Here is a 21,507-nt window from a genome sequence, read left to right as displayed (position 1 = left end):
CCCGTCCGGCCGCGCCGGCCGTCCGAGCTTGCTCGCCGCTCCGGGCCTACTCGCCGAGGCCGAAGGGCGTCGGGTAGTGATCCTCCCAGATGCGGACGGACGCGCGTTCGGGATAAGGCAGCGTTCCCGACGCGGCGTCCAGCACGCGGGTGAGCCACGCGCCGTCGGGGCGCGCGGCCGGCCAGCCGGGGTCGCCGGAGGTGGCGAAACCGACCCAGGCGTCCCGGAGTTCGCGGGAGACCGCCCGGGCGGCGGCCGTGGGGTCCTCGCCGAGGAGGCCGACGCCGTTGGGGCTGTCCAGGGTGCCGAAGGCCAAGGGCACGTCGAGGCTGTGGCAGGCGCCGAGGGCTCCGCCGAAACCGGTCGCGGCGAGGCCGAGTTCGAAGAGGTACGAGGTGCCGCCGGCCGCCTCGTTCGCCCGGGCCAGGCACAGGGAGGGCATCCGGAAGAGGGCGTCCGAGTAGACGGTCTCCAGCAGTTCGCCCGGAGCGGCCCCGGGAAAGGCTGCACGGTAGGCAGCGGCCCCCTCCGGCCGCGGGGCGAACAACTCCAGGGCGGTACGGGCCTCCTCCTCGGTGAACGTGCCCGCCCGGCCGCTCATGACGCTGAACAGCCGGAACTCGTCGCGGGTGTGTCCGACGAGGAGCTCGACGCCACGGGCACGGCCGCCGGCGAGCGCCGCCCAGGGCGACTCGGGGAGGACCTCGCCGTCGACGACGGGCCCCACCGCGACGCCGGTGCGCGCGAGCCGCCCCCACTCCCCGTACGGCCCGGGGAGTTCGGCGCCGAGGGCGGTGACCTCCCCGGCCAGCCGCCACGGGTCGACGCCGGCGAGGCCGGCGGCGGTGGGTGCCACACCGAGGCGGTCCGCGAGCGCCCGGGCGATCCGTTCCGCCAGGGCGCGGGTGAGGTGGGTGCCGGGGACGGAGTGGGCGATGGCCCGCTGGAACAGGTCCCGCGCCGGCTCCATGACCCATTCCGGCTCCATGCCCCATTCCGGCTCCACGGCTCGCGCCGGATCCATGGCCCGCACCGGTTCCTCGGTCGGCACCGATTCCATGGTCAGCAGGGCCGCGACCGAACCGGCCCCCGCGGACTGGCCGGCGACGGTGACCCGGCCGGGGTCCCCGCCGAAGGCGGCGATGTTCCGCCGGACCCAGCGCAGGGCGGCGATCTGGTCGAGGAACCCGCGGTTGGCCGGGGCGCCGTCGAGCTGGGCGAAGCCCTCGGCGCCCACGCGGTACGCGAGGCTCACCACGACGAGCCCGGCCGCGGCCAGGGCGGCCGGGTCGTACATGGGATCGCTCGTGTCCGCCGTCAGGTAGCCCCCGCCGGGGATCCACACCAGCACCGGCAGTCCCGCCGCGCCCGGGTCGGGGGTGCAGACGTTGAGCGTCAGCCAGTCCGTACCGCCGTCGGTCCGCGTGCGGACCGGCCCCGACTGCGGTGGCGTGGGGCCGAACTCGACCGCCGGCCGCACCCCTTCCCACCGCCGTACGGGGACGGGCGCGGCGAACCGGAGCGCCCCTACCGGCGGTTCGGCGTACGGCACGCCGCGGAACTCCGCGAGTCCCCGCCGCCACCGCCCCTCCAGTACGCCTTCCGCCGTCCGCACCCTCGGCCGCTCCGACATGTCGCCTCCCCTTCCCGCCGAGCGCCTCGCTCGGCGCGACACTCCCCAGCGTTATCGGCCAGCTGTATTATGTCAACTGTAAGAAATCGCGAGGGACCCGAGGAGCAGCCGACGATGCCGAAGCAGGTGGACCACCGCGAACGCCGCGAGACGATCGCCCGCGCGCTGTGGCGGGTGGTGGAGCGGCGCGGCGTCGCCCACGCGACCCTGCGCGAGGTGGCCCGGGAGGCGGGGATCTCTCACGGCTCGCTCCAGCACTACTTCACGTCCCGCGAGGCGATGCTCTCGTTCGCCATGGACTTCGCGTCCGAGCAGACGGCGTTGCGCGTCGGCCGGCGCCTGGCGGAACTGGGTGAGCGGCCGCACCCCCGCGACGTCCTCCGGGTGATGCTCATCGAGACCCTCCCGCTGCACCCCGACGCCCGCGCGACCAGCCGGATGAGCGCCGCCTACGTCCTGGAGGCACTGCACGACGAGGACGTCCACGCGCGGGCGCGCGGCGGCCTCGTCCAGGGCCGGGACATGGTGGAGCGATTGGTGCGCCAGGCCATCGCCGACGGCCACATCGCCCCCGACCGCGACCCAGCGACCGAGACGGACCTGCTCCTCGCCCTCACCGGCTTCACCACCCTCCTCGAACTGGGCGTGGTCACCCCCGAGGCGGCGCTCGCAGCGGTCGACCGGCACTTGCACGGCCTGTTCGCCCACAGCGAACATGGACAGGCTGTGGCGGCGCTCCCGCCAACGGCAATGCCTGTTGCCGATTCCGAGACAAGGAGTTGAAATGGCCGTGTGGACCACTCACCAGCCATCGCCCGCGCCCTGAACGAGGTCGGCCCGCGCCTGAAGCGCCTGCGCACCGAGCGGGGGGTGACCCTGTCGGCCCTGTCCGAGGCCACGGGCATCTCCAAGAGCACCCTGTCGCGCCTGGAGTCCGGCGGGCGCCGGCCCAGCCTGGAACTGCTGCTGCCCATCGCACAGGCGCACCAGGTGCCGCTGGACGAACTGGTCGGCGCCCCGGAGGTCGGCGACCCGCGCGTCCGGATGACGCCTCGGCGCGCGAACGGCCAGGTCGTCGTCCCCCTCACCCGGCAGCCGGGCCCCCTCCAGACCTTCAAGTCGGTGCTGCCCGCGAGCAGGACGACCCCGGAGCCCTGCACGCACGAGGGGTACGAGTGGCTGTACGTCCTCTCGGGCCGGCTGCGCCTGGTCCTGGCCGATCACGACCTGATCCTCGGCCCGGGCGAGGCCGCCGAGTTCGACACCCGGCTGCCGCACTGGTTCGGCACTACCGGGGAGGGACCGGTCGAGATGCTCAGCATCTTCGGACGGCAGGGCGAGCGCATGCACGTCCGCGCGAAGCCCCGCGCGCGGAGTACCGGAGGTCAGTGAGGCGACGGCCCGCGCCCGGCCGCCCGAGGCGGATGACGCAGCACGCAGTCGCCGCACATCCCGCCCCCGGACGGCACGCGGTAGTACAGGCAGCAGGTGGTCCGGACGAACGCCGGGCCGCCGGCGGTGACGCTCAGCCCGCCGGTCCCCGCCAGCAACGGGTGCTCCAGCAGCTCCCGCGCGTACCCGAGCGCCCGCGCACCCTCCTCGTCCCGCCCCCGCTCCCCGCACCAGCCGTGCAGCACCCGCAGGGCCCCGCCGACCGACGAGCCCGCGTTGCCCCACAACACCCGCGACGAGACGGGAACCGCGGCCCGGACCAGATCGTGCAGCGGTACGAGGCACCCCTCGATCACCGAGCCGACGATGCCGCCCACCACATCCGCGCCGGGCGGCAGCAGCGGCGCGTCCGGCAGCCACAGGTCGTCGGGCGCCGTCAGCAGCGGATTCCACCGCAGCCCGCCACCGGCGAGATCCGGCACCCGCCCGACGAGCACGGCGGCCCCGAGCGCCACCGACAGCACCCGCCCGGCGATCCCCTGGAACGCCACCGACGCCGCCACCCGCCCGTCCTCCGTCCCCAGCCGCCGCCCCACGGTCTCCACCCGCAGCCGCACGACCTCTTCTCCCAGCGGCAGATATCCACCGGGGCCGGGCCCCCCGAGCTCGTCGTCATCGGTCCGGAGCGCGAAGAAGGGTCCTACGGAGGCGAGTTCGGGCAGGTGCATCCGGTGTGTGTCCTCGGGTCCACGGGGAAGGTGAGGGCCGCCGGGTGAGCGGCCGGGAAGAACCCACCCGCCGCCCACCGGTGCGCGCCTACGGGCATCCTCCCATTCGGCTCGCGGTGCGCCCCTCCGAGGTCATCGGGTCAGGCGCGGTCACCACGCCGACGGCGCGCGAAGACGACGGCTCCGGCACCGGCGGCCACGAGCACACCCGCGCCCACGGCCAGGGGCACGGTCCGGTCGGCGCCGGTGGCCGCGAGGTTGCCGCTGCTGCCCGTACTGCCGGTGCTGCCGGTACTGCCCGAGGAGCCGTAACCGGTGGAGCTCGTCCCGGTCCCCCCGGACCCGGTTCCTCCGGACGAGCCGTCGGTCGTCGCCGTCGCCGAGGTGGAGGGCGAGGGCGAAGCCGTCACGGACGAGGTGGGGTCGGAGGTGGGAGCGGTGGTCGAGGGGCTGGGACTGCGGCTGGGCTTGCCGCTGGGGTCGGGGGTTCCAGGCGTGCCGTTGGAGTCGTCGTCGCGTGAACACCGGATCCCGTACGGCGCATCGCTCGAGTTACTGGAGTCGATCGTCATGAACGGGTTCTGGGCAAGACCGGGAATCGCCCGCACCGTGGCAGCCAGCGAGCCCTTGTCCGCCTGGCCATCCGGGCGCACGGCTCCGCGGTCGGCCGCCACCGCGGCGGAGCAGGCGAACTGGAGACGCCGCAGCCATCTGGAGGCCCGATTGGCGTTTTTGACAGCCCCGCCGGCTTTCAATGCCTGGGCCGCCGCGGCCGTAGCACCGACGCTCTCCTTTCCGTCGGCACCATTGAAGGAGCCGTATTCCCCCTGCTCCTCCTTCAGCCAGGCCAGAGCCGCGTCGACGGCCGCCTTGGCCTTGACATTGCCGCCCTGGCGCGCGGGCATCAATGCCTGGATGGCCATGGCCGTGCTCTCGGCGTCCGCTGTGCACGTCTTGGGGTCGCGCCGTTGCCCGGATGACGAGTCGCTGTTGAGGCACGGGGCGTCGGCCAGGTAGGTGACCGCCTTGGGCAGAGCTTTGTTGACCTTCGCGAGGAGTTCCTTGTCTCCGGTGACGCTCTGGTCGGACTGGGCGCGTTCTAGGGCGAGGATGGCGAGCGACTGAGCGAACCGGGGCGCCTGGCTCTTGCCGGAGGCGGCCGCCGTGTCCTGGAACCGCCCGTCCTCCTCTTGCTGCGTGCTCAGCAGGAGCTCGATCAGGTCCTCACCACCGGCCTTCTTCTCACCACCGAAGGTCCTCGGATTGCGTTTCTCGATCAGCATCACGAGAGCGAGCTTGGCCGTGGCTCCGGCGGACACGGTCTTCTCACCGCCGGGGTGGAGGTATGCCGAGGCATGCCTCTCCAGCCAGTTGGTGGCACGGCGGCCCGCGTCGCCCGCGGTCTTGGTCGCCGCCGCGCCGATCACCATGTCGGCGGTCAGATCGACGTCATCGCCGCGGACATGGTCCCCCTGCTTGGGGTCGGCCTTGGCCTTGCTTCCCTCACCCTTAACCATCTGGGCAACAGCCCAGGCAACAGCCGCCTCAGCCGGGGAGTCGAGTGCCGCGCCGGCCTTGCCCTTGTCCTTCGCGCCGCCCTCCTGCGCACCGGCAGGCAACGCACCCACTACCGGGACCAGGAGCGCCGTGCCGAGCAGGGCGCCGGACAGAGCGACGGCCGTTCTCGGACGTACGGACTGTGACATGCGGTTTCTCTCCTCAGGAGGTCAGCGGCGGAACGCCGGCGTACGGAAGACCGGCGCATCGCACGCCGCCCGTCGGGCGACGCGGCACCAGCGCGGTGCGGACGGCGGATGAGGCGGACGGGACGGTGGTGGCGCCCTGGTCCGGCGGCGGTTGGAGAGACGGAAGACCGGAGTGGGCCGGCGAGTGCGCCGGGAGCATGTGCGGCAGCGCGCAACCGCGGCTGAGCCGGTGGCCGTGTTCGCCGCCGGCTCCCGCGCACCCCCCGGACGCGGTCGTCGTCCCCCACTGTCAGCCCCGCCGTTCCCCTGAGACCCGGCCTGCCGCCCCCGAGGCCAGCGCGGGAAGTGGTACCGCGACCCATGGCGGTCCGATGCCGCCTGCGATTGCCCTACGAAAAGACTGTCGTTCCGTCAATCGTTCGATCAGAACGTCCGTACTGTACACCGACCCCACCCCCCAAGGCACCGTCATTCCCCGCCGTACACCGGCAGTTCGCCTGCCCCGGGGCTCCCCCGCGCCCGTCGCCGCACCCCCGTCGCGGAGCCTCCTCCGGGCGGCCGGAACACCACGCCCACCACGCGGCGCATCCTTGACTCCCCGCCCCTCGGGGACGAGCCTCCCCCGTGACAGTGGTGCGGGGGCGCACGATCCGCGCCGAGAACCCTTCCGCCGGCACGCGAGGGACGTGGACGATGAGACGGAGACGGACCGGACGACCGCCGCGGCCGCGCGCCAAGATGACCCTGCGCGCGAAGGTCGCCCTGCTCGCCCTGGCGGCGGCGCTGGGGGGTACGGCCGGTCTCGCGCCCCCGGCGCCCGCCTCTCCCGCCGCCCACGCCACCCACACCTCACTCACCGACCCGCCCCCGGCCCAGGAAGCCGCCGCCGAGCGTCTCACCGACCTCGTCAACCCCTTCATCGGCACCAAGAACGAGGGCAACACCTTCCCCGGAGCCGCCGTCCCGTTCGGCATGGTGCAGCTCTCGCCCGACACCGGTCACGCGACCGGGTACGGCTACCAGGACACCCACATCCGCGGCTTCTCGGCCGTCCACCTCTCGGGAGTCGGCTGCCGGATCGGCGGGGACCTGCCCGTGCTGCCGACCACGGGGGAGGTGAACGAGACCGACAACGCCAAGTACGCCGCCGCCTTCTCGCACGCGGACGAGGCCGCCCACCCCGGGTACTACCGCGTCAAGCTCGGCTCCGGCATCACCGCCGAGCTCACGGCCACCACCCGTACCGGCCGCCAGCGCTTCACCTTCCCGGCCACCGACAAGGCCAACGTCCTGATCAACGCCGGACAGTCGCTGCACAAGGGCGTCTCCAGCAGCGTGGAGATCGTCGACGACCGGACGGTACGGGCCGCGGTCACCGGGCGCGGCTTCTGCCAGGACACCCGGCCGTACACGGTGTACACACTGACCCGCTTCGACCGGCCGTTCGCCGCCTACGGCACCTGGGAGGGCGAGCGGGTGACGACCGGCTCCCGGGCCTCGTCCGGGACCGGCCGGAACGGCGCCTGGGTGCGTTTCGACACCCGTACCGAGCCGCGGGTCGAGGCGAGCACCGCCGTGAGCTACGTGGACGCGGACGGCGCCGGGCGCAACCTGGCGGCCGAGGAGGCCGGTTTCGACCGGACGGCCGAGGCGGCGCGCGCCGCGTGGGAGAAGCGGCTCGGCGACGTCGCCGTCCAGGGCGGGAGCCGGACGCTGCGCCGCACGTTCCACTCCGCGCTCTACCGCTCGTTCCTCTCTCCCAACACCGGCAGCGACACCGACGGCCGCTACACCGGCTGGGACGGGAAGCCGCACGAGGCCAAGGGGTTCACGTACTACCAGAACTGGTCGCTCTGGGACACCTACCGCACCCAGGCCCAGTTCCTGGCCCTGCTCGCGCCGGCCGAGGCCCGTGACATGGCGCTGTCCGTGCTGCGGATCGACGCCGAGGGCGGGTGGCTGCCCAAGTGGGGGTACGGCCCGGTCGAGACCAACATCATGACCGGCGACCCCGTCACCCCGTACCTCACCAACGCCTACCGCCACGGGCTGCTCACGGGTCACGAGGAGGAGGCGTACAAGGCGCTGAAGCGGAACGCGGACGGGGTGCCGCCCGCCGACTCCCCGTACGCGGGCCGGGACGGCAACGAGCGCTATCTGGCGGACGGTTACGTTCCGCTCGCCCCCGAGCTGTCCCGGCACAAGCCCGGCGACTCCGACCTCCAGCAGGGCGCCTCCGCCACCCTCGAATACGCGCTGGCCGACGGCGTCCTGGCGGAGATGGCGGAGGCGCTCGGCCACCACGACGACGCCCGCCGCTACGCGGACCGGTCCCGCAACTACCGCAAGCTGTTCGACCCGGCGACGGGCTTCTTCCGCCCCCGCGACGCCAAGGGCGCGTTCACCGGCTCCGCCGACCCGGCGAAGAGCCCAGGCTTCCACGAGGGCACCGCCTGGCAGTACCAGTGGCTGGTGCCGCAGGACCTGCCGGGAATGATCGAGCTCATCGGCGGCCGGGAGGCGGCGGAGAAGCGGCTCGACGCCTTCTTCGCCTACGACAGACTGCTCGCCAACCCGGCCCGCACCGCCCGCGAGGTGTGGGTGCACGGCCCGTACGACTACTACAACGCCGACAAGTACAACCCGCAGAACGAGCCGGACCTCATCGCCCCGTACACGTACCTCTCCACCGGACGGCCCTGGAAGACCACGGACGTCGTCCACGCCGCGCTCACCCTTTTCACGGACACGCCCGACGGCATGACCGGCAACGACGACCTGGGCACGATGTCGTCCTGGATGGTCCTCTCCGCCATCGGCGTCTACCCGGTGCGGCCCGGGACGGACGTGTGGGGGCTGAGCACCCCGGTGTTCGACCGCGTCGAGCTGCGGCTGGACCGCCGCTGGTACCCGCACGGCCGCTTCACGGTGACCACACCCGGCACCTCCGCCACGGACCGCTACATCCAGACCGCCCGGCTGGACGGCACCGCCTTCGACCGGACGTACCTGACGACGGCGGCGCTCCGGCGCGCGGAGCGGCTGGAGCTGACCGTCGGCCCGAAGCCGGGCCACTGGGGCACCGGACGGTCGGCCCCGGTGCCCGCCATCGGCGGAACACGGATCGGCTGAAGGCCGGACGGTACCGGAGCGGCGTCTTCCGTCGCCGCTCGCCGTGCACCATCATGAGCCGCCGTCAGCGTCCGCCGAGGAGAGGACAGGACATGGCAGGGCTCCGGGCCGGTCACGGCATGCTGCGCCGCAAACCGATCGAGACCATCGAGGAAGCGGAGACGGCGGAGGCACATGGCGAGCACCTGACCCGCACGCTCGGGCTGTGGCAGCTCACGGCCATCGGCGTCGGCGGCATCATCGGCGCCGGCATCTTCAGCCTCGCCGGGACGATCGCCAACGGCACGGCCGGTCCGGCGGTGCTCGTCTCGTTCCTCATCGCGGGCATCGCCAGCGCGGCGGCGGCGTTCTCCTACGCGGAGTTCGCGGGCCTCATCCCGCGCGCGGGCTCCGCCTACACCTACGGCTACGCGGTGCTGGGCGAGGTCGCCGGCTGGTTCATCGGCTGGGACCTGCTGCTGGAGTACACGGCCATCGTCTCCGTCGTCGCCATCGGCATCTCCGGCTACGTCAACTTCCTGGTGACCGAGTCGGGGGCGAACCTCCCGCACTGGATGCTGGGCGCGCCCGGCACCGGCGACGGTCACAAGGTGGACCTGTTCGCCGCCGTGCTCTGCCTGCTGATCGCCTACCTGCTCACCCTGGGCATCAAGAGCGCGGCGCGTTTCGAGACGATCGTGGTCGGTCTGAAGATCCTGGTCGTGCTGCTGGTGGTGATCGTCGGCTTCTTCCACGTGAAGAGCTCGAACTACCACCCCTTCTTCCCGTTCGGCGTGAGCGGCGCGTTCACCGGCGCCGCCACCGTCTTCTTCGCGGTCTTCGGGTACGACGCGATGTCCACGGCCGCCGAGGAGTCCAAGGACGCGCAGCGGCACATGCCCCGGGCGATCCTGTACTCGCTGGGCATCTCGATGGTGCTGTACGTGCTGGCGTGCCTGGTGCTGACGGGCATGCAGGACTACAAGGACATCGACAAGGAGAGCGGTTTCTCCACGGCCTTCAAGTCGGTGGGGCTGGGCGGCATCGCGGACGTCGTCGCGGTGGGAGCCATCATCGGCATCCTCACCGTCATGTTCACGTTCATGCTGGGCGTGACGCGTGTGTGGTTCGCGATGAGCCGCGACGGGCTGCTGCCCAAGTGGTTCGCGCACACCCACCCGACGCGCCACGTACCGACCCGCGTCACCTGGATCGTGGGCGTCGCCTCGGCGCTCATCGCGGGGTTCGTGCCGATCGGCGAGGCCGCCGAACTCACCAACATCGGGATCCTGCTGGCCTTCGCCGTGGTCTGCACCGCCGTGATCGTGCTCCGCTACAAGCGGCCGGAGCTCCCGCGCGGCTTCCGCTGCCCGGGCGTGCCGGTGGTCCCGGGCATCGGGGTGGCCGCCTCGATCTGGCTGATCACGTATCTGGCGTGGCAGACGTGGGTGCGGTTCGCGGTGTGGTTCCTGATCGGACTCGTCGTGTACTTCACCTACTCGTACCGGCACTCGGAGCTGGCGCACGCGGACGCGCGCGGGGTGCCGCGGGACTGACTCCGCGCTACTGATCCCGCGTTACTGGTCCGGCGCTACTGGTCCGGCGTTACTGGTCCCGCGCTACTGGTCCGGCGTTACTTGAGCAGCCGGGACAGCCGCCGGTCGGCCAGCGGCTTCCCGCCCGTCTGGCAGGTGGGGCAGTACTGGAGCGACGAGTCGCTGAACGACACCTCGCGGATGGTGTCGCCGCAGACCGGGCAGGGCTCCCCCGTCCGCCCGTGCACCCGCAGGCCGCTCTTCTTCTCGGCCTTCAGGCCGGCGGCGGCCTGCCCGCGCGAGCGTTCGACGGCGTCCCGGAGCGTCGTCCGCAGCGCCTCGTAGAGGGCGTCGGCCTCGGCGTCCGTCAGGCTCGACGTCGGCTTGAACGGGGACATCCGGGCGGCGTGCAGGATCTCGTCGGAGTACGCGTTGCCGATTCCGGCGATCACGCTCTGGTCCCGGAGGAAGCCCTTGACCTGCCTGCGTTCGCCGCTCAGCAGCCCGGTGAAGACGTCGCGGGTGAACGCGTCGGCCAGCGGGTCGGGGCCGAGGCGGGCGATGCCGGGCACGTCGGCGGGGTCGTGCACGCAGTAGGCGGCGACGCGCTTCTGGGTGCCCGCCTCGGTCACGTCGAAGCCGGCGCCGTCGGCCAGCCGGACGCGCAGGGCGAGCGGCCCCTTGCCGGGACGCGGCGGGGCGGCCGGGAGGGCGTCCTGCCAGCGCGGCCAGCCGGCCCGGGCGAGGTGGAGGACGAGGTGGGGGCCGCCCTCGGCGGCGAGGTCCAGGAACTTGCCGTGCCGCAGGACCCCGGCCACCGGCCGCCCCTCCAGGGCGGTGAGCGGCGGATCGTACGTCTTGAGCACGCTCACCGCGACCGGCCGCACCGTCTCGACCGTGCGGCCGGCCAGCCGCTCGCCCAGGAAGGCGGCGAGGGCCTCGACCTCCGGCAGTTCGGGCATGGTTCCAGTGTGGCGGGGGTGACAGGGCGGGCAAGTCGGTGGACGGCATGAGGCCGGGGCGCGGGCCGCTCCCGCCCCTACCCGCGAGGTAATCGCGGTGCTCGCCGGACCGGCATAGCGTCGGCCGTGCCGGGCCGGTGAAGCGCGGGGCGACCGCCTCCCGTTCCGCCCGGCCCCGCGTCCGCCGCTCCGGAAGCCACCCCGGAGGCCCAGGCCCCAGGAGAGGAAGAGCCCCATGGCCACGACCCCGTACTCCCCCACCGTCGCCGCATCGGCCCGGACCGCCGGTACCGACCGGTTCGTCCGGTTCGCGTTCCTGCTCGACGCCGCCGTCACCGGTGCCAACGGCATCGGCTACCTGGCCCTCGCCGGCGTCCTCGACTCGTTCCTCGGCTTCTCGACGGCCGTCCAGTACCCGGTCGGGGCCTTCCTCGCCGTCTACGCCGTCGGCGTCCTGGTGGTGGCCACCCGGAAGACGGTCGGCCGGGCCGCCGGCCTGACCGTGGTGGCGCTCAACGCCATATGGGCCCTCGGCAGCCTTGTCGTGGCCGCGGAGGACACGCTCGGGGCCACGTCGGTCGGCACGGTGTGGACGGTGCTGCAGGGGCTGGTGGTGGGCGGCTTCGCGATCCTGCAGTACGTGGGGCTGCGGCGAAGCTGAGGAGGAACGGGGCGGACGCCGTTGGGGGGGCGTTTTCCGGGGGCGTCCACCTCAGCGCCGTACCGGCAGGTCCCCCGGCGCCGTCCGGCGGTGGAGCACTGCGCGGCGGCCCCGGCGGGCCGAGGCGACCAGGCCCGCGCCGCGCGGGGCGGCGGTGTGGGCGGAGGCGGTGGGAGAGGCGAGGCAGGCAAGTCGGCACCGCTGGAGGCGTGCGAGAGGATGATCACTCGATCGCCGTATCCGCTCGCTCGTACCGCATGTCTGGAGCCCTTCATGCCGCACTTCGCCGTCGACTACTCGGAGTCCCTGGCCGGCGCCTTCGACCGCCGGGCCTTCGCCTCGGCGCTCCACCCGCTGACCGCCGGGATCCTGGACACCGCCGTGACCAACTGCAAGACACGCTTCCGCCGCTGCGAGGAGGTCGTGGTGGCGGAGTCCCTGCCCGGGCAGTCGCTCGTACACGTCGAGGTCGCGCTGCTGCCCGGACGGACCGACGAGGCGAAAGCCGCGCTGAGCGAGGCGGTGCTGGCGCTGGTGCGGGAGCACACGGCGGGGGCGGAGGGAGTGGTGCACGCCTCGGTGAACGTGGGCGAGCTGGGGGTGGCCTACCGGCGGCACATCGGGGAGGCGGGGGCGGCGGGAGCGTAGCCGACCAGGGCTCCGCATGCCCGCCAAGCGCTCCGGGCGCGCCCGCCTCAGCGCCGTACCAGCAGGTCCCCCAGCGCCGTCCGGCGGTGGAGTACCGAGCGGCCCCGGCGGGCCGAAGCGATCAGGCCCGCGCCTCGCAGGGCGGCGGTGTGGGCGGAGGCGGTGGCGTTGCTGACGCCCAGGTGGCGGGCGAGGCCGGTGGTGGTGTGCTCGTTCGCGAGCAGGAGGAGGATGTCGAGGCGGGTGCGGCCCAGGACGGCGGAGAGCGGTTCGGCCGGCCCCTCCGTGCCGGCGGGGTCGAGCGGGAGGCCGGGGCCGGCCGGGTAGGTGAGGCCGAGGGGGCCGTCGGGGAGGTCGGCGACGAGCGGGTGGCCCGTCCAGTGGAAGGTGGGCAGGAGCAGCAGCCCGCGCCCGGCCGGGCGGAGGTCGCGGTCGTCGGGGGACGGCAGTTCCCAGATCGTCCCCAGGAACCGGCCGCCGGGGACGAGGGCGGCGAGGGCCGCGCCGGTGCCGTGTTCGGAGGCGGTCACCGCGTGGCGGGTGAACTCGGCCCGGTGGAGGTCCTGGACCAACGGCCACACCGGCGCGAGGACGGTGTCGAACGCCGCCCGCTGGGCCCGGCGCAGGAGCTGCCAGGCGGCGGGGTCGTCCGCGTGCAGCCGGTGGGCCCAGGGGGCCGGCGGCCGTCCGCCGTGGACGCGTTCCAGCTCCGGGCGGACCAGGCCGGGAGCGGCCCGGACGGCGTCCAGCCCGTCCGCGAGGGTGTCGTGGAAGACGTCGAGGAAGCGGGGCGCCGCCCCGAGGGGGACGAGGTCGGCGAGCGGTTCCGCCGCGGGCGGCAGGGCGCGGAGCAACCGGTTCCGCCACCGGCCGAACAGCAGTGCGTCGCGTGGCAGGACGAGCATGCTCAGGGCCGCGTTGAGCTCCTGGAGCGGCGCCGGCCGGGGCGCGAACCGCACCCGGGCGAGGTCCTCCGCCGTCAAGTGGACGCGGAGCATCGCGTTCCCCCCTCCCCCTGCGCCAGCCTTTCGGCCACAGCCTGAACGTTCGTCCGGACGGTCCGTCGGCGGCCAGCATGCCTGTACGCGGCCGCCGCACCGTACACGGGGGCCGGTCGGACGAAGGGAACGCATCATGCCGCCGTACACGAGCCGGGCCGTGCGCAGACGGTCCATCATCGCCTCCGCGGCCGGGGCGGGTGTGCTGCTCGCCGGGGGCGCGGCCGTACCGGCGCGGGCCTCCGAGGGCCGGCCGCTCGTCCTGGGGCTGCCGGCGCCGACCGGTCCGCACCGGGTCGGGGCGACCGTCCTGTACCTGGTCGACCGGTCCCGGCCCGACCCGCTGACGCCCGCCATCCCGGTCCGGGAGGTGATGGTGACGGTGTTCTACCCGGCGGAGACGGTCCGCGGCCGTCGCCGCGCGCCGCACATGACGCCCGGCGCGGTCGCGCTCTTCCGGGAGATCGACGTGCACGTGCACCATCTGCCGACGGCGGGTGTCGACTGGGCGGCCACGCGCACCCACGCGTACGCCGACGCGCCCGCGCTCGCCGGGCGCCGGCCGGTGCTGCTGTACAGCCCCGGGGCCGGGGACCCGCGCACGATGGGCATCGGGCTCGCGGAGGACCTGGCGAGCCACGGGTACGCGGTGGTCGCCGTCGACCACCCGGGGGACGCCGGCGAGGTGGAGTTCCCCGTGGAGATGCCCGGGCGGGAGCGGGTGCGGCCGACCGTTCTCACCGCGGATCCCGGCCCGGACCTCTTCGCCGTCCTGGCCGAGACCCGGATCGCGGACCTCCGGTTCGTCCTCGACCGGCTGGCGGACCCGGCCGCCCTCGGGCGGTCCCTGCCCCCGGGGCTCGGCGCGGCCCTGGACCTCCGGCGGGTGGGCGCCTTCGGGCACTCCCTCGGCGGGACGGCGGTGACCGAGGCGATGCACCGGGACCGGCGGATCCGGGCGGCCGCCGACCTGGAGGGGTACCTCGACCATCCGCCGGGCGCCGACGGCCGGCCCGGGGAGCTGTTCCCGGTGGCGCGGGAGGGTACGGACCGGCCACTGCTGCTGGCCGGTACGGACGGCTTCCGGAACGAGCGGTTCGAGCGCTCGTGGCCGGCCGTGCTGGCCCGCTCGGGCGGCCGGGCCCGGCGCCGCGAGCTCGCCGGGGCCGGGCACTGGGTGTTCACCGACTACGCGGCCCTGGCGCCCCGGTTGCAGGCGGCGGGCCTGATGCCGGCCCGGGACCGGGACGCGCTCGTCGGCCCGGCGGGCCCGGAGCGGTCGGTTCCGGCCGTGCGGGGGCTGGTGCGCTCCTTCTTCGGCCGGTGCCTGCCGCCGCGCGGCTGACCGGTGCCTGGTGCCGCACGGCCAGGCGGCAGGCTGCCCATGACCGCCCGCCGGGCCCCCGTACCCGCGTCCCGGCGGTCAGCCCCCGCCCCCCGGGAACTCGAACCGCACCATCCGGAACACGTCCCGCACCCCGGGCACGAGGCCCGTCAGCCGCGCCTCGAAGCGGGCCAGGGGCGGGACGTGGCGCACCTCGGGGAGGTCGCAGCCGCGGATGACGTCGAGGCAGGTCAGGCCGGGGTGCAGGCGTTCCAGGGCGCGGGGGTCGTCGATGCCCCAGTACACCGTCGCGCCGGTCCTGCGGAGGACGGGGATCAGCCGCTGCATGCGGACGCCCAGGCCGTTGAAGCAGTCGAACAGGAGCTGTCCGCCCGGGAAGTGGGAGGTGATCCGCCGGATCAAGCGTTCGCCGTCGGCCGGCCGCAGGTACATCGAGAGCCCTTCGAAGACCGCCACCACGGGCCGGTCGGCGGGGAGTTCCTCCAGCCAGCCGTCGGCGGTCACGGAGGTGGCGAGGACGCGGTAGTCGCCGTCGGGGACCGGAAGGAGGCGGTTCCGGAGGGCGACGACCTCGGGCAGGTCGACGTCGATCCAGCGGGTCTCGGGGAACCGGGCGAGCCGGTGCGCCCGGGTGTCGAGCCCGCACGCCAGGTGGAGCACGGTGGCGCGGGGGTGCCGGGCCAGGAACGCGGCCGTCCAGTCGTCCAGGCAGCGGGCGCGCAGGGCGACGCCGGCCGCGTTGACGGAGTTCATGCCCGTTCTGCGGAAGTCGTAGTCGATGCGCCGGACGGTGTCGAGGGCCGTGCGGTCGTGCAGGAGGGAGTGGGAGGAGCGGCTGTCGCAGGCGCGGGCGTGGAGGGTGGCGAGGAGGGTCTCCGGGACTCCGGTGAGGGTGATCTTCTCGCGGTCCATGGGCCTCCCGTTCGCGGGACGGATACTGCCGTCCTCACGGTAGCCCCGGCGGCGTCCGCCCGTCCCGGCCCCGGGAAAAAGCCCGGTCGGACGGGGACGCGGGACGGGGGACGGGGGACGGACGCCGTCTGGGCGAGGGACTGCGGTCAGCCCTCCGCCGCCGGGGCCGACGCGCCGCGCGCGGCCCAGCGCTGTTCGACCTTGGCGAAGCGCCAGTAGGCGAGGGCGGCGGCCCAGACCACCACGAACAGGCCGACGATGACGAAGCCGACGTTGTCGAGGTTCAGTCCGGCGATCCAGCCGGTGACCGCGTCGTCCAGCTCCAGCTTCTCGTGCAGCACGCCGACGAGTTCGATGGTGCCGATGAGGAAGGCGACGGCGATCGACAGGCCGGTGATGGTGAGGTTGTAGTAGACCTTGCGGACCGGGTTGGAGAACGCCCACTGGTAGGCGAAGTTCATGAACGTGCCGTCGAGGGTGTCGAAGAGGCTCATGCCGGCGGCGAACAGCAGCGGCAGGCAGAGGATCGCGTACCAGGGCAGTCCCGCGGCGGCGCCGCTGCCGGCCATGACCATCAGGGTGACCTCGGTGGCGGTGTCGAAGCCCAGGCCGAAGAGGAAGCCGAGCGGGTACATCTGGCCGGGGCGGGTGATGGAGCGGGTGAAGCGGCCGAGGATGCGGTTCATGAAGCCGCGCGAGTCGAGGTGCTTCTCCAACTCCGCCTCGTCGTAGCGGCCCTCGCGCATGGCGCGGAAGATGCGCAGGATGCCGGCGAGGGCGACGAGGTTGAGGGCGGCGATGAGGTAGAGGAAGCCGCCGGAGACCGACGTGCCGACGATGCCGAGCGTCTGGTGCGTGGACGAGTCCTCGTCCATCAGCGTGCTCGCCATGTGGGTGCCGCCGGCGACCAGCGCGGCCATGGCGACCACGACGCTGGAGTGGCCGAGGGCGAACCAGAAGCCGACGGATATCGGGCGCTTGCCGTCGGCCATCAGCTTGCGGGTGGTGTTGTCGATGGCGGCGATGTGGTCGGCGTCGAAGGCGTGCCGCATGCCGAGGGTGTAGGCGGTGACGCCGAGGCCGACGCCGTACACCTTGGAGCCCACTTCGTAGTGGCTCGGGACGACGAGCAGGAAGAGCACGCCGAAGGCGACGACGTGGAGGGCGGCTATGACGGCGAGCAGACCGGCGGTCCGTACCGTGTCCTGGCGGCGCCAGCGGAAGGTGGCGGCCGGCCCGGCGGGCGCGTCGGCGGACGCGTCGTTGGGCGCGTCGTTGGGCAGGGACATTTTGGGGTTCACGCTCCAGCACCTCGTGGATCGGTTCACTGAGATGCCGTGGCCGGTCTCCTGGCTGACGGGTTCGTTCGCGTCCGCCCCCGCCTTCCCGGCAGCCGGCTGCGGCCAGTGGCTCCACGCGCGCCCGGACGGGCCGCGCGGAACGGGACGGTCACTCCCCGATCACAGTGGCGAGGGCCGCTCCGGAATCGGACCCCTCCGTTTGAGAGGGTCCTGCACCGGTCTTCCCGAACACCACGGCCGGGTCACTGTAACGCTCCTGCCAGTGCGGATGTGCTGAGAGTGGCGATTGTCATGTCCGGTTTCAGGGGGCGCTTCGGTTCCGGTACCGGCTTCCGTCCCGCGACGCGCTCCGGTCCCGTGCGCCCCGGGTCTTGACTCGGCGTGGAGCGCCCGGCCAGAGTCACGCATCACCCCGTCCGGCCCACGGCCACCAACTGTCGTGCGCCGTCCGGGCGATGCGCGCGCCACGGTCCGTACCGCCTCGTCCGGGGTGATGGACGGGCCGGGCGGGCCGGTGTACGAGTGCAGGTATCGCGCCGACGGGAAGGTGGCCGCCATGGGAGAGAGAGCCGACGCGCCGGACGGCCAGGACGGATTCGTCCGCCGCGTCGGGCCGTTCCAGGCCACCGCCATCAACATGAGCCAGATGTGCGGGATCGGCCCGTTCGTCACCATTCCGCTGATGGTCGCGGCCTTCGGCGGCCCGCAGGCCGTCATCGGCTTCCTCGCGGGGGCGCTGCTCGCCCTCGCGGACGGCCTGGTCTGGGCCGAGCTCGGCGCGTCGCTGCCGGGCGCGGGCGGCAGTTACGTCTACCTCCGGCAGGCGTTCCAGTACCGCACGGGCCGGCTGATGCCGTTCCTGTTCGTCTGGACGGCCATGCTCTACGTCCCGCTGGCCATGGCGAGCGGCGTGATGGGCTTCGTGCAGTACCTGGGGTACCTGTGGCCGGGGATGACGCCGGGGCAGGGGGATCTGACGGGGTTGGCGCTCATCGTCCTCGTCGTGGCGCTGCTGTGGGGGCGGGTGGAGAACATGGCCCGGATCACGACGGTGCTGTGGTGCGTGATGATCGCGGCCGTGGTGCTGGTGATCACCGCCGCGTTCACCCACTTCAGCCCGGACCGGGCGTTCACCTACCCCTCCCACGCCTTCGACCTGACGACAAATCACTTCTGGATCGGCTTCGCGGCGGGCCTGACCATCGGCATCTACGACTACGGCGGGTACTGGACGACCGCCTACATGGGCGCCGAGATCAAGGACCCGGGACGCACCATCCCGCGCTCCATCATCTACTCCATCCTCGGCATCATGGGCATCTACCTGCTGCTCCAGATCGGCACCCTGGGCGTCGTCGACTGGCGGGACATGCTCGACGCGGACGACGTCGCGTCGTCCTCCGTCGCCTCCGCCGTGCTGGAACGCACCTGGGGGAAGGGGGCCGCCGACGCCGTCACCGTCCTCGTCCTGATCACCGCCGTGGCGTCGGTCTTCACCGGCCTCCTGGGCGCCTCCCGCATCCCCTACAACGCGGCCCGGGAGAAGGTCTTCTTCCGCGCCTTCGGCACCCTGCACCCGCGCCACCACTTTCCCGTCCTCGGCCTGCTGAGCATGGGCGCGATCGGCTGCGTCGGCTTCCTGATCGGCCGGCACACCGACCTGGCGACGCTGATCCAGCTGCTGACCACGGTGATGGTGCTCGTCCAGGCGCTCGGCCAGATCGCGGCCGTGACCGTCCTGCGCCGCCGCCAGCCGGCGCTGCCGCGCCCGTACCGGATGTGGCTATACCCGCTGCCGAGCCTGGTGGCGCTGGTCGGGTGGCTCGTCATCTACGGCTACGCGGACCGCAACGCGCCGGGGCGGCATCCCATCGAGTGGTCGCTCGCCTGGTTCGGGGCGGGGTGCCTGGCCTTCCTGTTGTGGGCGCGGGTGGAGCGGGTGTGGCCGTTCGGGCCGCGGGAGATCAGCGAGGAGTTCCTGCCGCGGGCGGAAGGTGACGGGCCGTCGGCGGACGGTCCGGCCGACGGGGGCACGGCTCCCGAACCGGACCCCGGCCCGGGCCCGGTGGAGCCCACCCCCGCCTGACGGCCCGTCCGCCGACGGCCCGTCACCGCCCGCTCCGGAACGGCTGTCCGAGGGCGGTGAGAGAATCGCCCCCATGCCCCTGACCACCACGACCTCCCCCCGCCCCCCGGACGCCGGGCGGCGCAAGCTGCTCTGGCACCGGCTCATAATCGGGCTCTGGTACCGGCCCGTCGAAGTCCTCGACGAGGCCCGGGACCGGAGCGTCTGGGGTGCCGCCATGTTCCTCTGCCTGCTCTGCGGAGCACTGGGGACCCTGGCCAAGGACTCGTTCTGGGCCCAGTGGGACGTGAGCCCCGCGCTCGCCCTGGAGGCCATGGCCATCGGCTCGGCCGTCGTCCTGCTCGCCAGCGTGCTGCTCGGCCTGGTCACCCACGCCATCGCCCGCCGCCTCGGCGGCAACGGCCGCCCGGGGCCGACGGCGAGCCTGTTCGTCCTCGTCTTCTGGACCACCGACCTCCCCCGGCTGGTCCTCGACTCCTGCCTCCCGAGCACTTCCATCCCGGTCCGCGCCACCGCCGCGGCCTCCGCCGCCTTCGGCTGCGCCCTGGCCACCCTCCTCATCCGCGGCCAGCACCACCTCCCCACCCGCAAGGCGGTGATGGCCGTCACCGTCCAGATGCTGGCGGCGGTGGCCCTCCTCAAGTTCCCCCCGGGCAGCGGCTGACCGACGCGCCGCCACGGCGGCTCCCCCGGCCGGGACGGGCCGCCGGGGGGTTCGGACTTCGGCCAGGAACCCCCGGACCGGGCCGCCCGCCCGCGCAGCCCGCGGATCCGGTTGAACGGAAGCGACGCCGGCCCGGGTCAGGCCGGTCCTGCAGGCCGGTCGGGATCGAGCGCCGGAGCCGGCCCCAGGTCGAACTCGCAGATCTCCATCCCGACGAACGACGTTTGATCCCTGCCGGATTGAAGCCATACGCGGGGCACTTCGTCGTCGATATGAACCCAGTTGCCGTCGGCACAGCCGACCGGGGCCGTTCGAAGGTACGTGCAGGCCGGGCCGCACTCGCACCACCCGTGGAAACGCAACCCCGCCACGGCGCGGGCCAGGGTGGGCTCCCCCTCGGAGACCAGCGCCGCCGTCAGGAACGACACCAACGCGGGATAGACGTCCGCGAGCAGCGGCGGTTCGGCATCGGCATCGCTCACATGATTCAGGCTAACCGTTCCCGCCCATACGAAGGCCCGCCCGGTGCGACGGGGGATGCACACCGGGCGGGCTCGAAGACAGTTCTACCTCATCAAGGATGGGTTATGCATCAAAAACGTGTTCGGCTTGGGGCCGACCAGCGCACGGGGAGCGAAATCAAGCCACGCGCGCGGATGGACGGGCGCCACTTCAGTTCGTCTCTCGGAACGGCGAGTTCCAGTTTTTCGAAGCGGGTGAGGAGGGCCGCGAGGGCGGTTTCGGTCTCCATGCGGCCGAGGGCGGCGCCCAGGCAGTAGTGGATGCCGTGGCCCAGGGCCAGGTGGCCGGAGTCGCCGCGGTGCAGGTCAAGGCGGTCGGGGTCGGGGAAGCGGGCGGGGTCGCGGTTGGCGGAGGCGAGGGAGAGGAGGACGGTCTCGCCGGCGGGGATGGTGGTGCCGCCGATCTCGATGTCCTCCAGGGGGAAGCGGCGGATGGCCAGCGGGCCGGGGCCGTCCCAGCGGTTCAGCTCCTCCACGGCCGCCGCGAGTCCGTCCGGATTCTTTCGCAGGGCGCGGAGCTCCTCGGGGTGGTCCAGGAGGGCCAGCACCGAGTTGGCGATCAGGTGGACGGTGTTCTCGTAGCCCGCGAAGAGGAGGAGGAAGGCCAGGGAGGTCAGTTCGTCCTCGGAGAGGCGGTCGCCGTCGTCGCGGACGGCGATCAGGTCGGACAGCAGGTCGTCCGCGGGCTCGGCGCGCTTCGCGGCGAGCAGGCCCGCGAAGAAGCGGATCAGGCTCCCCACCGCCTCGCGGGCCGCCTCCGGCCGGGCCGGGTCGGGGGTGATGAGGGCGTCCGTCCAGGACCGGAAGTCCAGCCGCCGGTCCTCCGGGACGCCCAGCAGGTCGCACATGACGATGATGGGCAGCGGGCCGGCGTAGGCCGCCAGCAGGTCGGCGGAGCCCGCCGGTTCCATGGCGTCCAGGAGGCCGTCGGCGAGACGGCGCACCGGCTCCCGCAGCTTCTCCACCCGTCCGGGCGTGAACGCCTTGACCACCAGGCGGCGGACGCGGGTGTGGTCCGGCGGGTCCATGTTGAGCAGGTTGGCGTCGAGGGCCGGGGGCAGCGCGAGGCCGGAGTAGTTGCCGGGTTTGGCGTTGCGCTTGTCGAGGGAGAGCCGCGGGTCGGCGAGTGCCCGGCGGACGTCGTCGTAACGGGTCACCAGCCAGGCGGGCTTGCCGTCCGCGCCCGCGACGCGGTGCACCGGGCCGGCTTCCCGGAGGGCGGCGAGGGTGCCGTGCGGGTCGGTGACGAGGGGCGGCGGTACGTCGGTGGGTCGCATGGCTTCGACCCTAAAGGCTGTCCCGTA

18 protein-coding genes and 1 riboswitch are annotated in these 21,507 nt (G+C 73.3%); of the genes, 9 read left to right on the top strand and 9 right to left on the bottom strand.

Annotation, left to right across the window (positions count from 1 at the left end; all coding sequences use genetic code 11):
- Positions 1 to 46: 46 nt before the first annotated feature.
- A complete protein-coding gene (locus JNW98_RS24845) occupies positions 47 to 1,633 on the bottom strand; it encodes a carboxylesterase/lipase family protein (protein WP_223770518.1) in 1,587 nt (528 codons plus the stop codon).
- A gap of 114 nt (positions 1,634 to 1,747) precedes the next feature.
- Here JNW98_RS24845 and JNW98_RS24840 point away from each other — a divergent pair, with 114 nt between their 5' ends.
- Both JNW98_RS24840 and JNW98_RS24835 read left to right on the top strand, forming a co-directional pair.
- Complete coding sequence (locus tag JNW98_RS24840; protein ID WP_223770517.1) at positions 1,748 to 2,416, top strand: TetR/AcrR family transcriptional regulator; 669 nt, start codon at positions 1,748 to 1,750, stop codon at positions 2,414 to 2,416.
- 9 nt (positions 2,417 to 2,425) lie between these two features.
- Positions 2,426 to 3,025: a helix-turn-helix domain-containing protein gene (locus JNW98_RS24835; RefSeq protein WP_223770516.1), complete on the top strand. Its 600-nt coding sequence runs from the start codon at positions 2,426 to 2,428 to the stop codon at positions 3,023 to 3,025.
- Here the strand turns inward: JNW98_RS24835 and JNW98_RS24830 are convergent.
- Together JNW98_RS24830 and JNW98_RS24825 are read right to left on the bottom strand one after the other, a co-directional pair.
- On the bottom strand, positions 3,019 to 3,753 hold the full coding sequence (locus JNW98_RS24830) for a (2Fe-2S)-binding protein (RefSeq protein WP_223770515.1): 735 nt from the start codon (positions 3,751 to 3,753) through the stop codon (positions 3,019 to 3,021). The two genes, JNW98_RS24835 and JNW98_RS24830, sit on opposite strands and share 7 nt — an antisense overlap.
- Before the next feature lie 140 nt (positions 3,754 to 3,893).
- Positions 3,894 to 5,459, bottom strand: a complete 1,566-nt coding sequence (locus tag JNW98_RS24825; protein WP_223770514.1) for a hypothetical protein — start codon at positions 5,457 to 5,459, stop codon at positions 3,894 to 3,896.
- 693 nt (positions 5,460 to 6,152) lie between these two features.
- On the opposite strand from JNW98_RS24825, the gene JNW98_RS24820 reads away from it, so the two are divergent.
- Both JNW98_RS24820 and JNW98_RS24815 read left to right on the top strand, forming a co-directional pair.
- A complete protein-coding gene (locus tag JNW98_RS24820; protein ID WP_223770513.1) occupies positions 6,153 to 8,591 on the top strand; it encodes a GH92 family glycosyl hydrolase in 2,439 nt (812 codons plus the stop codon).
- A gap of 92 nt (positions 8,592 to 8,683) precedes the next feature.
- The gene (locus tag JNW98_RS24815) at positions 8,684 to 10,126 is read left to right on the top strand and encodes an amino acid permease (protein ID WP_223770512.1); all 1,443 of its coding nucleotides are present in this window, start codon (positions 8,684 to 8,686) and stop codon (positions 10,124 to 10,126) included.
- Between the two features lie 77 nt (positions 10,127 to 10,203).
- Here JNW98_RS24815 and JNW98_RS24810 read toward each other — a convergent pair whose 3' ends face one another.
- Positions 10,204 to 11,067, bottom strand: a complete 864-nt coding sequence (locus JNW98_RS24810; protein ID WP_223770511.1) for an Fpg/Nei family DNA glycosylase — start codon at positions 11,065 to 11,067, stop codon at positions 10,204 to 10,206.
- 235 nt (positions 11,068 to 11,302) lie between these two features.
- On the opposite strand from JNW98_RS24810, the gene JNW98_RS24805 reads away from it, so the two are divergent.
- Complete coding sequence (locus JNW98_RS24805) at positions 11,303 to 11,728, top strand: hypothetical protein (RefSeq protein ID WP_223770510.1); 426 nt, start codon at positions 11,303 to 11,305, stop codon at positions 11,726 to 11,728.
- A gap of 273 nt (positions 11,729 to 12,001) precedes the next feature.
- Positions 12,002 to 12,376 (top strand): 5-carboxymethyl-2-hydroxymuconate Delta-isomerase, encoded by a 375-nt coding sequence (locus JNW98_RS24800; protein ID WP_223770509.1) that lies wholly within the window; start codon positions 12,002 to 12,004, stop codon positions 12,374 to 12,376.
- 47 nt (positions 12,377 to 12,423) lie between these two features.
- Here the strand turns inward: JNW98_RS24800 and JNW98_RS24795 are convergent, their stop codons facing one another.
- Positions 12,424 to 13,374 carry an ArsR/SmtB family transcription factor gene (locus tag JNW98_RS24795; protein ID WP_223770508.1) on the bottom strand — a complete coding sequence of 317 codons (951 nt, stop codon included), beginning with the start codon at positions 13,372 to 13,374 and terminating at the stop codon, positions 12,424 to 12,426.
- 136 nt (positions 13,375 to 13,510) lie between these two features.
- On the opposite strand from JNW98_RS24795, the gene JNW98_RS24790 reads away from it, so the two are divergent.
- Entirely contained in the window at positions 13,511 to 14,719 is a 1,209-nt protein-coding gene (locus JNW98_RS24790) for an alpha/beta hydrolase family protein (protein WP_223770507.1), read from the top strand.
- Between the two features lie 78 nt (positions 14,720 to 14,797).
- On the opposite strand, the gene JNW98_RS24785 is transcribed toward JNW98_RS24790, so the two are convergent.
- A complete protein-coding gene (locus JNW98_RS24785) occupies positions 14,798 to 15,631 on the bottom strand; it encodes a class I SAM-dependent methyltransferase (RefSeq protein ID WP_223770506.1) in 834 nt (277 codons plus the stop codon).
- Between the two features lie 146 nt (positions 15,632 to 15,777).
- Entirely contained in the window at positions 15,778 to 16,920 is a 1,143-nt protein-coding gene (nicT, locus tag JNW98_RS24780) for a Nickel transporter NicT (protein ID WP_223770533.1), read from the bottom strand.
- Positions 16,921 to 16,953: 33 nt separating this feature from the next.
- Positions 16,954 to 17,183: riboswitch (cobalamin riboswitch) on the bottom strand.
- Positions 17,184 to 17,488: 305 nt separating this feature from the next.
- Here nicT and JNW98_RS24775 point away from each other — a divergent pair.
- Both JNW98_RS24775 and JNW98_RS24770 read left to right on the top strand, forming a co-directional pair.
- Entirely contained in the window at positions 17,489 to 19,018 is a 1,530-nt protein-coding gene (locus JNW98_RS24775; RefSeq protein ID WP_223770505.1) for an APC family permease, read from the top strand.
- 73 nt (positions 19,019 to 19,091) lie between these two features.
- Positions 19,092 to 19,682: a YIP1 family protein gene (locus tag JNW98_RS24770; RefSeq protein ID WP_223770504.1), complete on the top strand. Its 591-nt coding sequence runs from the start codon at positions 19,092 to 19,094 to the stop codon at positions 19,680 to 19,682.
- A gap of 137 nt (positions 19,683 to 19,819) precedes the next feature.
- Here JNW98_RS24770 and JNW98_RS24765 read toward each other — a convergent pair whose 3' ends face one another.
- Both JNW98_RS24765 and JNW98_RS24760 read right to left on the bottom strand, forming a co-directional pair.
- Positions 19,820 to 20,164: a hypothetical protein gene (locus JNW98_RS24765; protein ID WP_223770503.1), complete on the bottom strand. Its 345-nt coding sequence runs from the start codon at positions 20,162 to 20,164 to the stop codon at positions 19,820 to 19,822.
- A 110-nt stretch (positions 20,165 to 20,274) separates the two neighbouring features.
- The gene (locus JNW98_RS24760) at positions 20,275 to 21,480 is read right to left on the bottom strand and encodes a cytochrome P450 family protein (RefSeq protein WP_223770502.1); all 1,206 of its coding nucleotides are present in this window, start codon (positions 21,478 to 21,480) and stop codon (positions 20,275 to 20,277) included.
- Positions 21,481 to 21,507 lie beyond the last annotated feature (27 nt).

Origin of the sequence: Streptomyces huiliensis, from assembly GCF_020037025.1 — a bacterium.
Lineage (GTDB): Bacteria > Actinomycetota > Actinomycetes > Streptomycetales > Streptomycetaceae > Streptomyces > Streptomyces huiliensis.
This window is presented reverse-complemented; position numbering and strand designations above follow the sequence as displayed.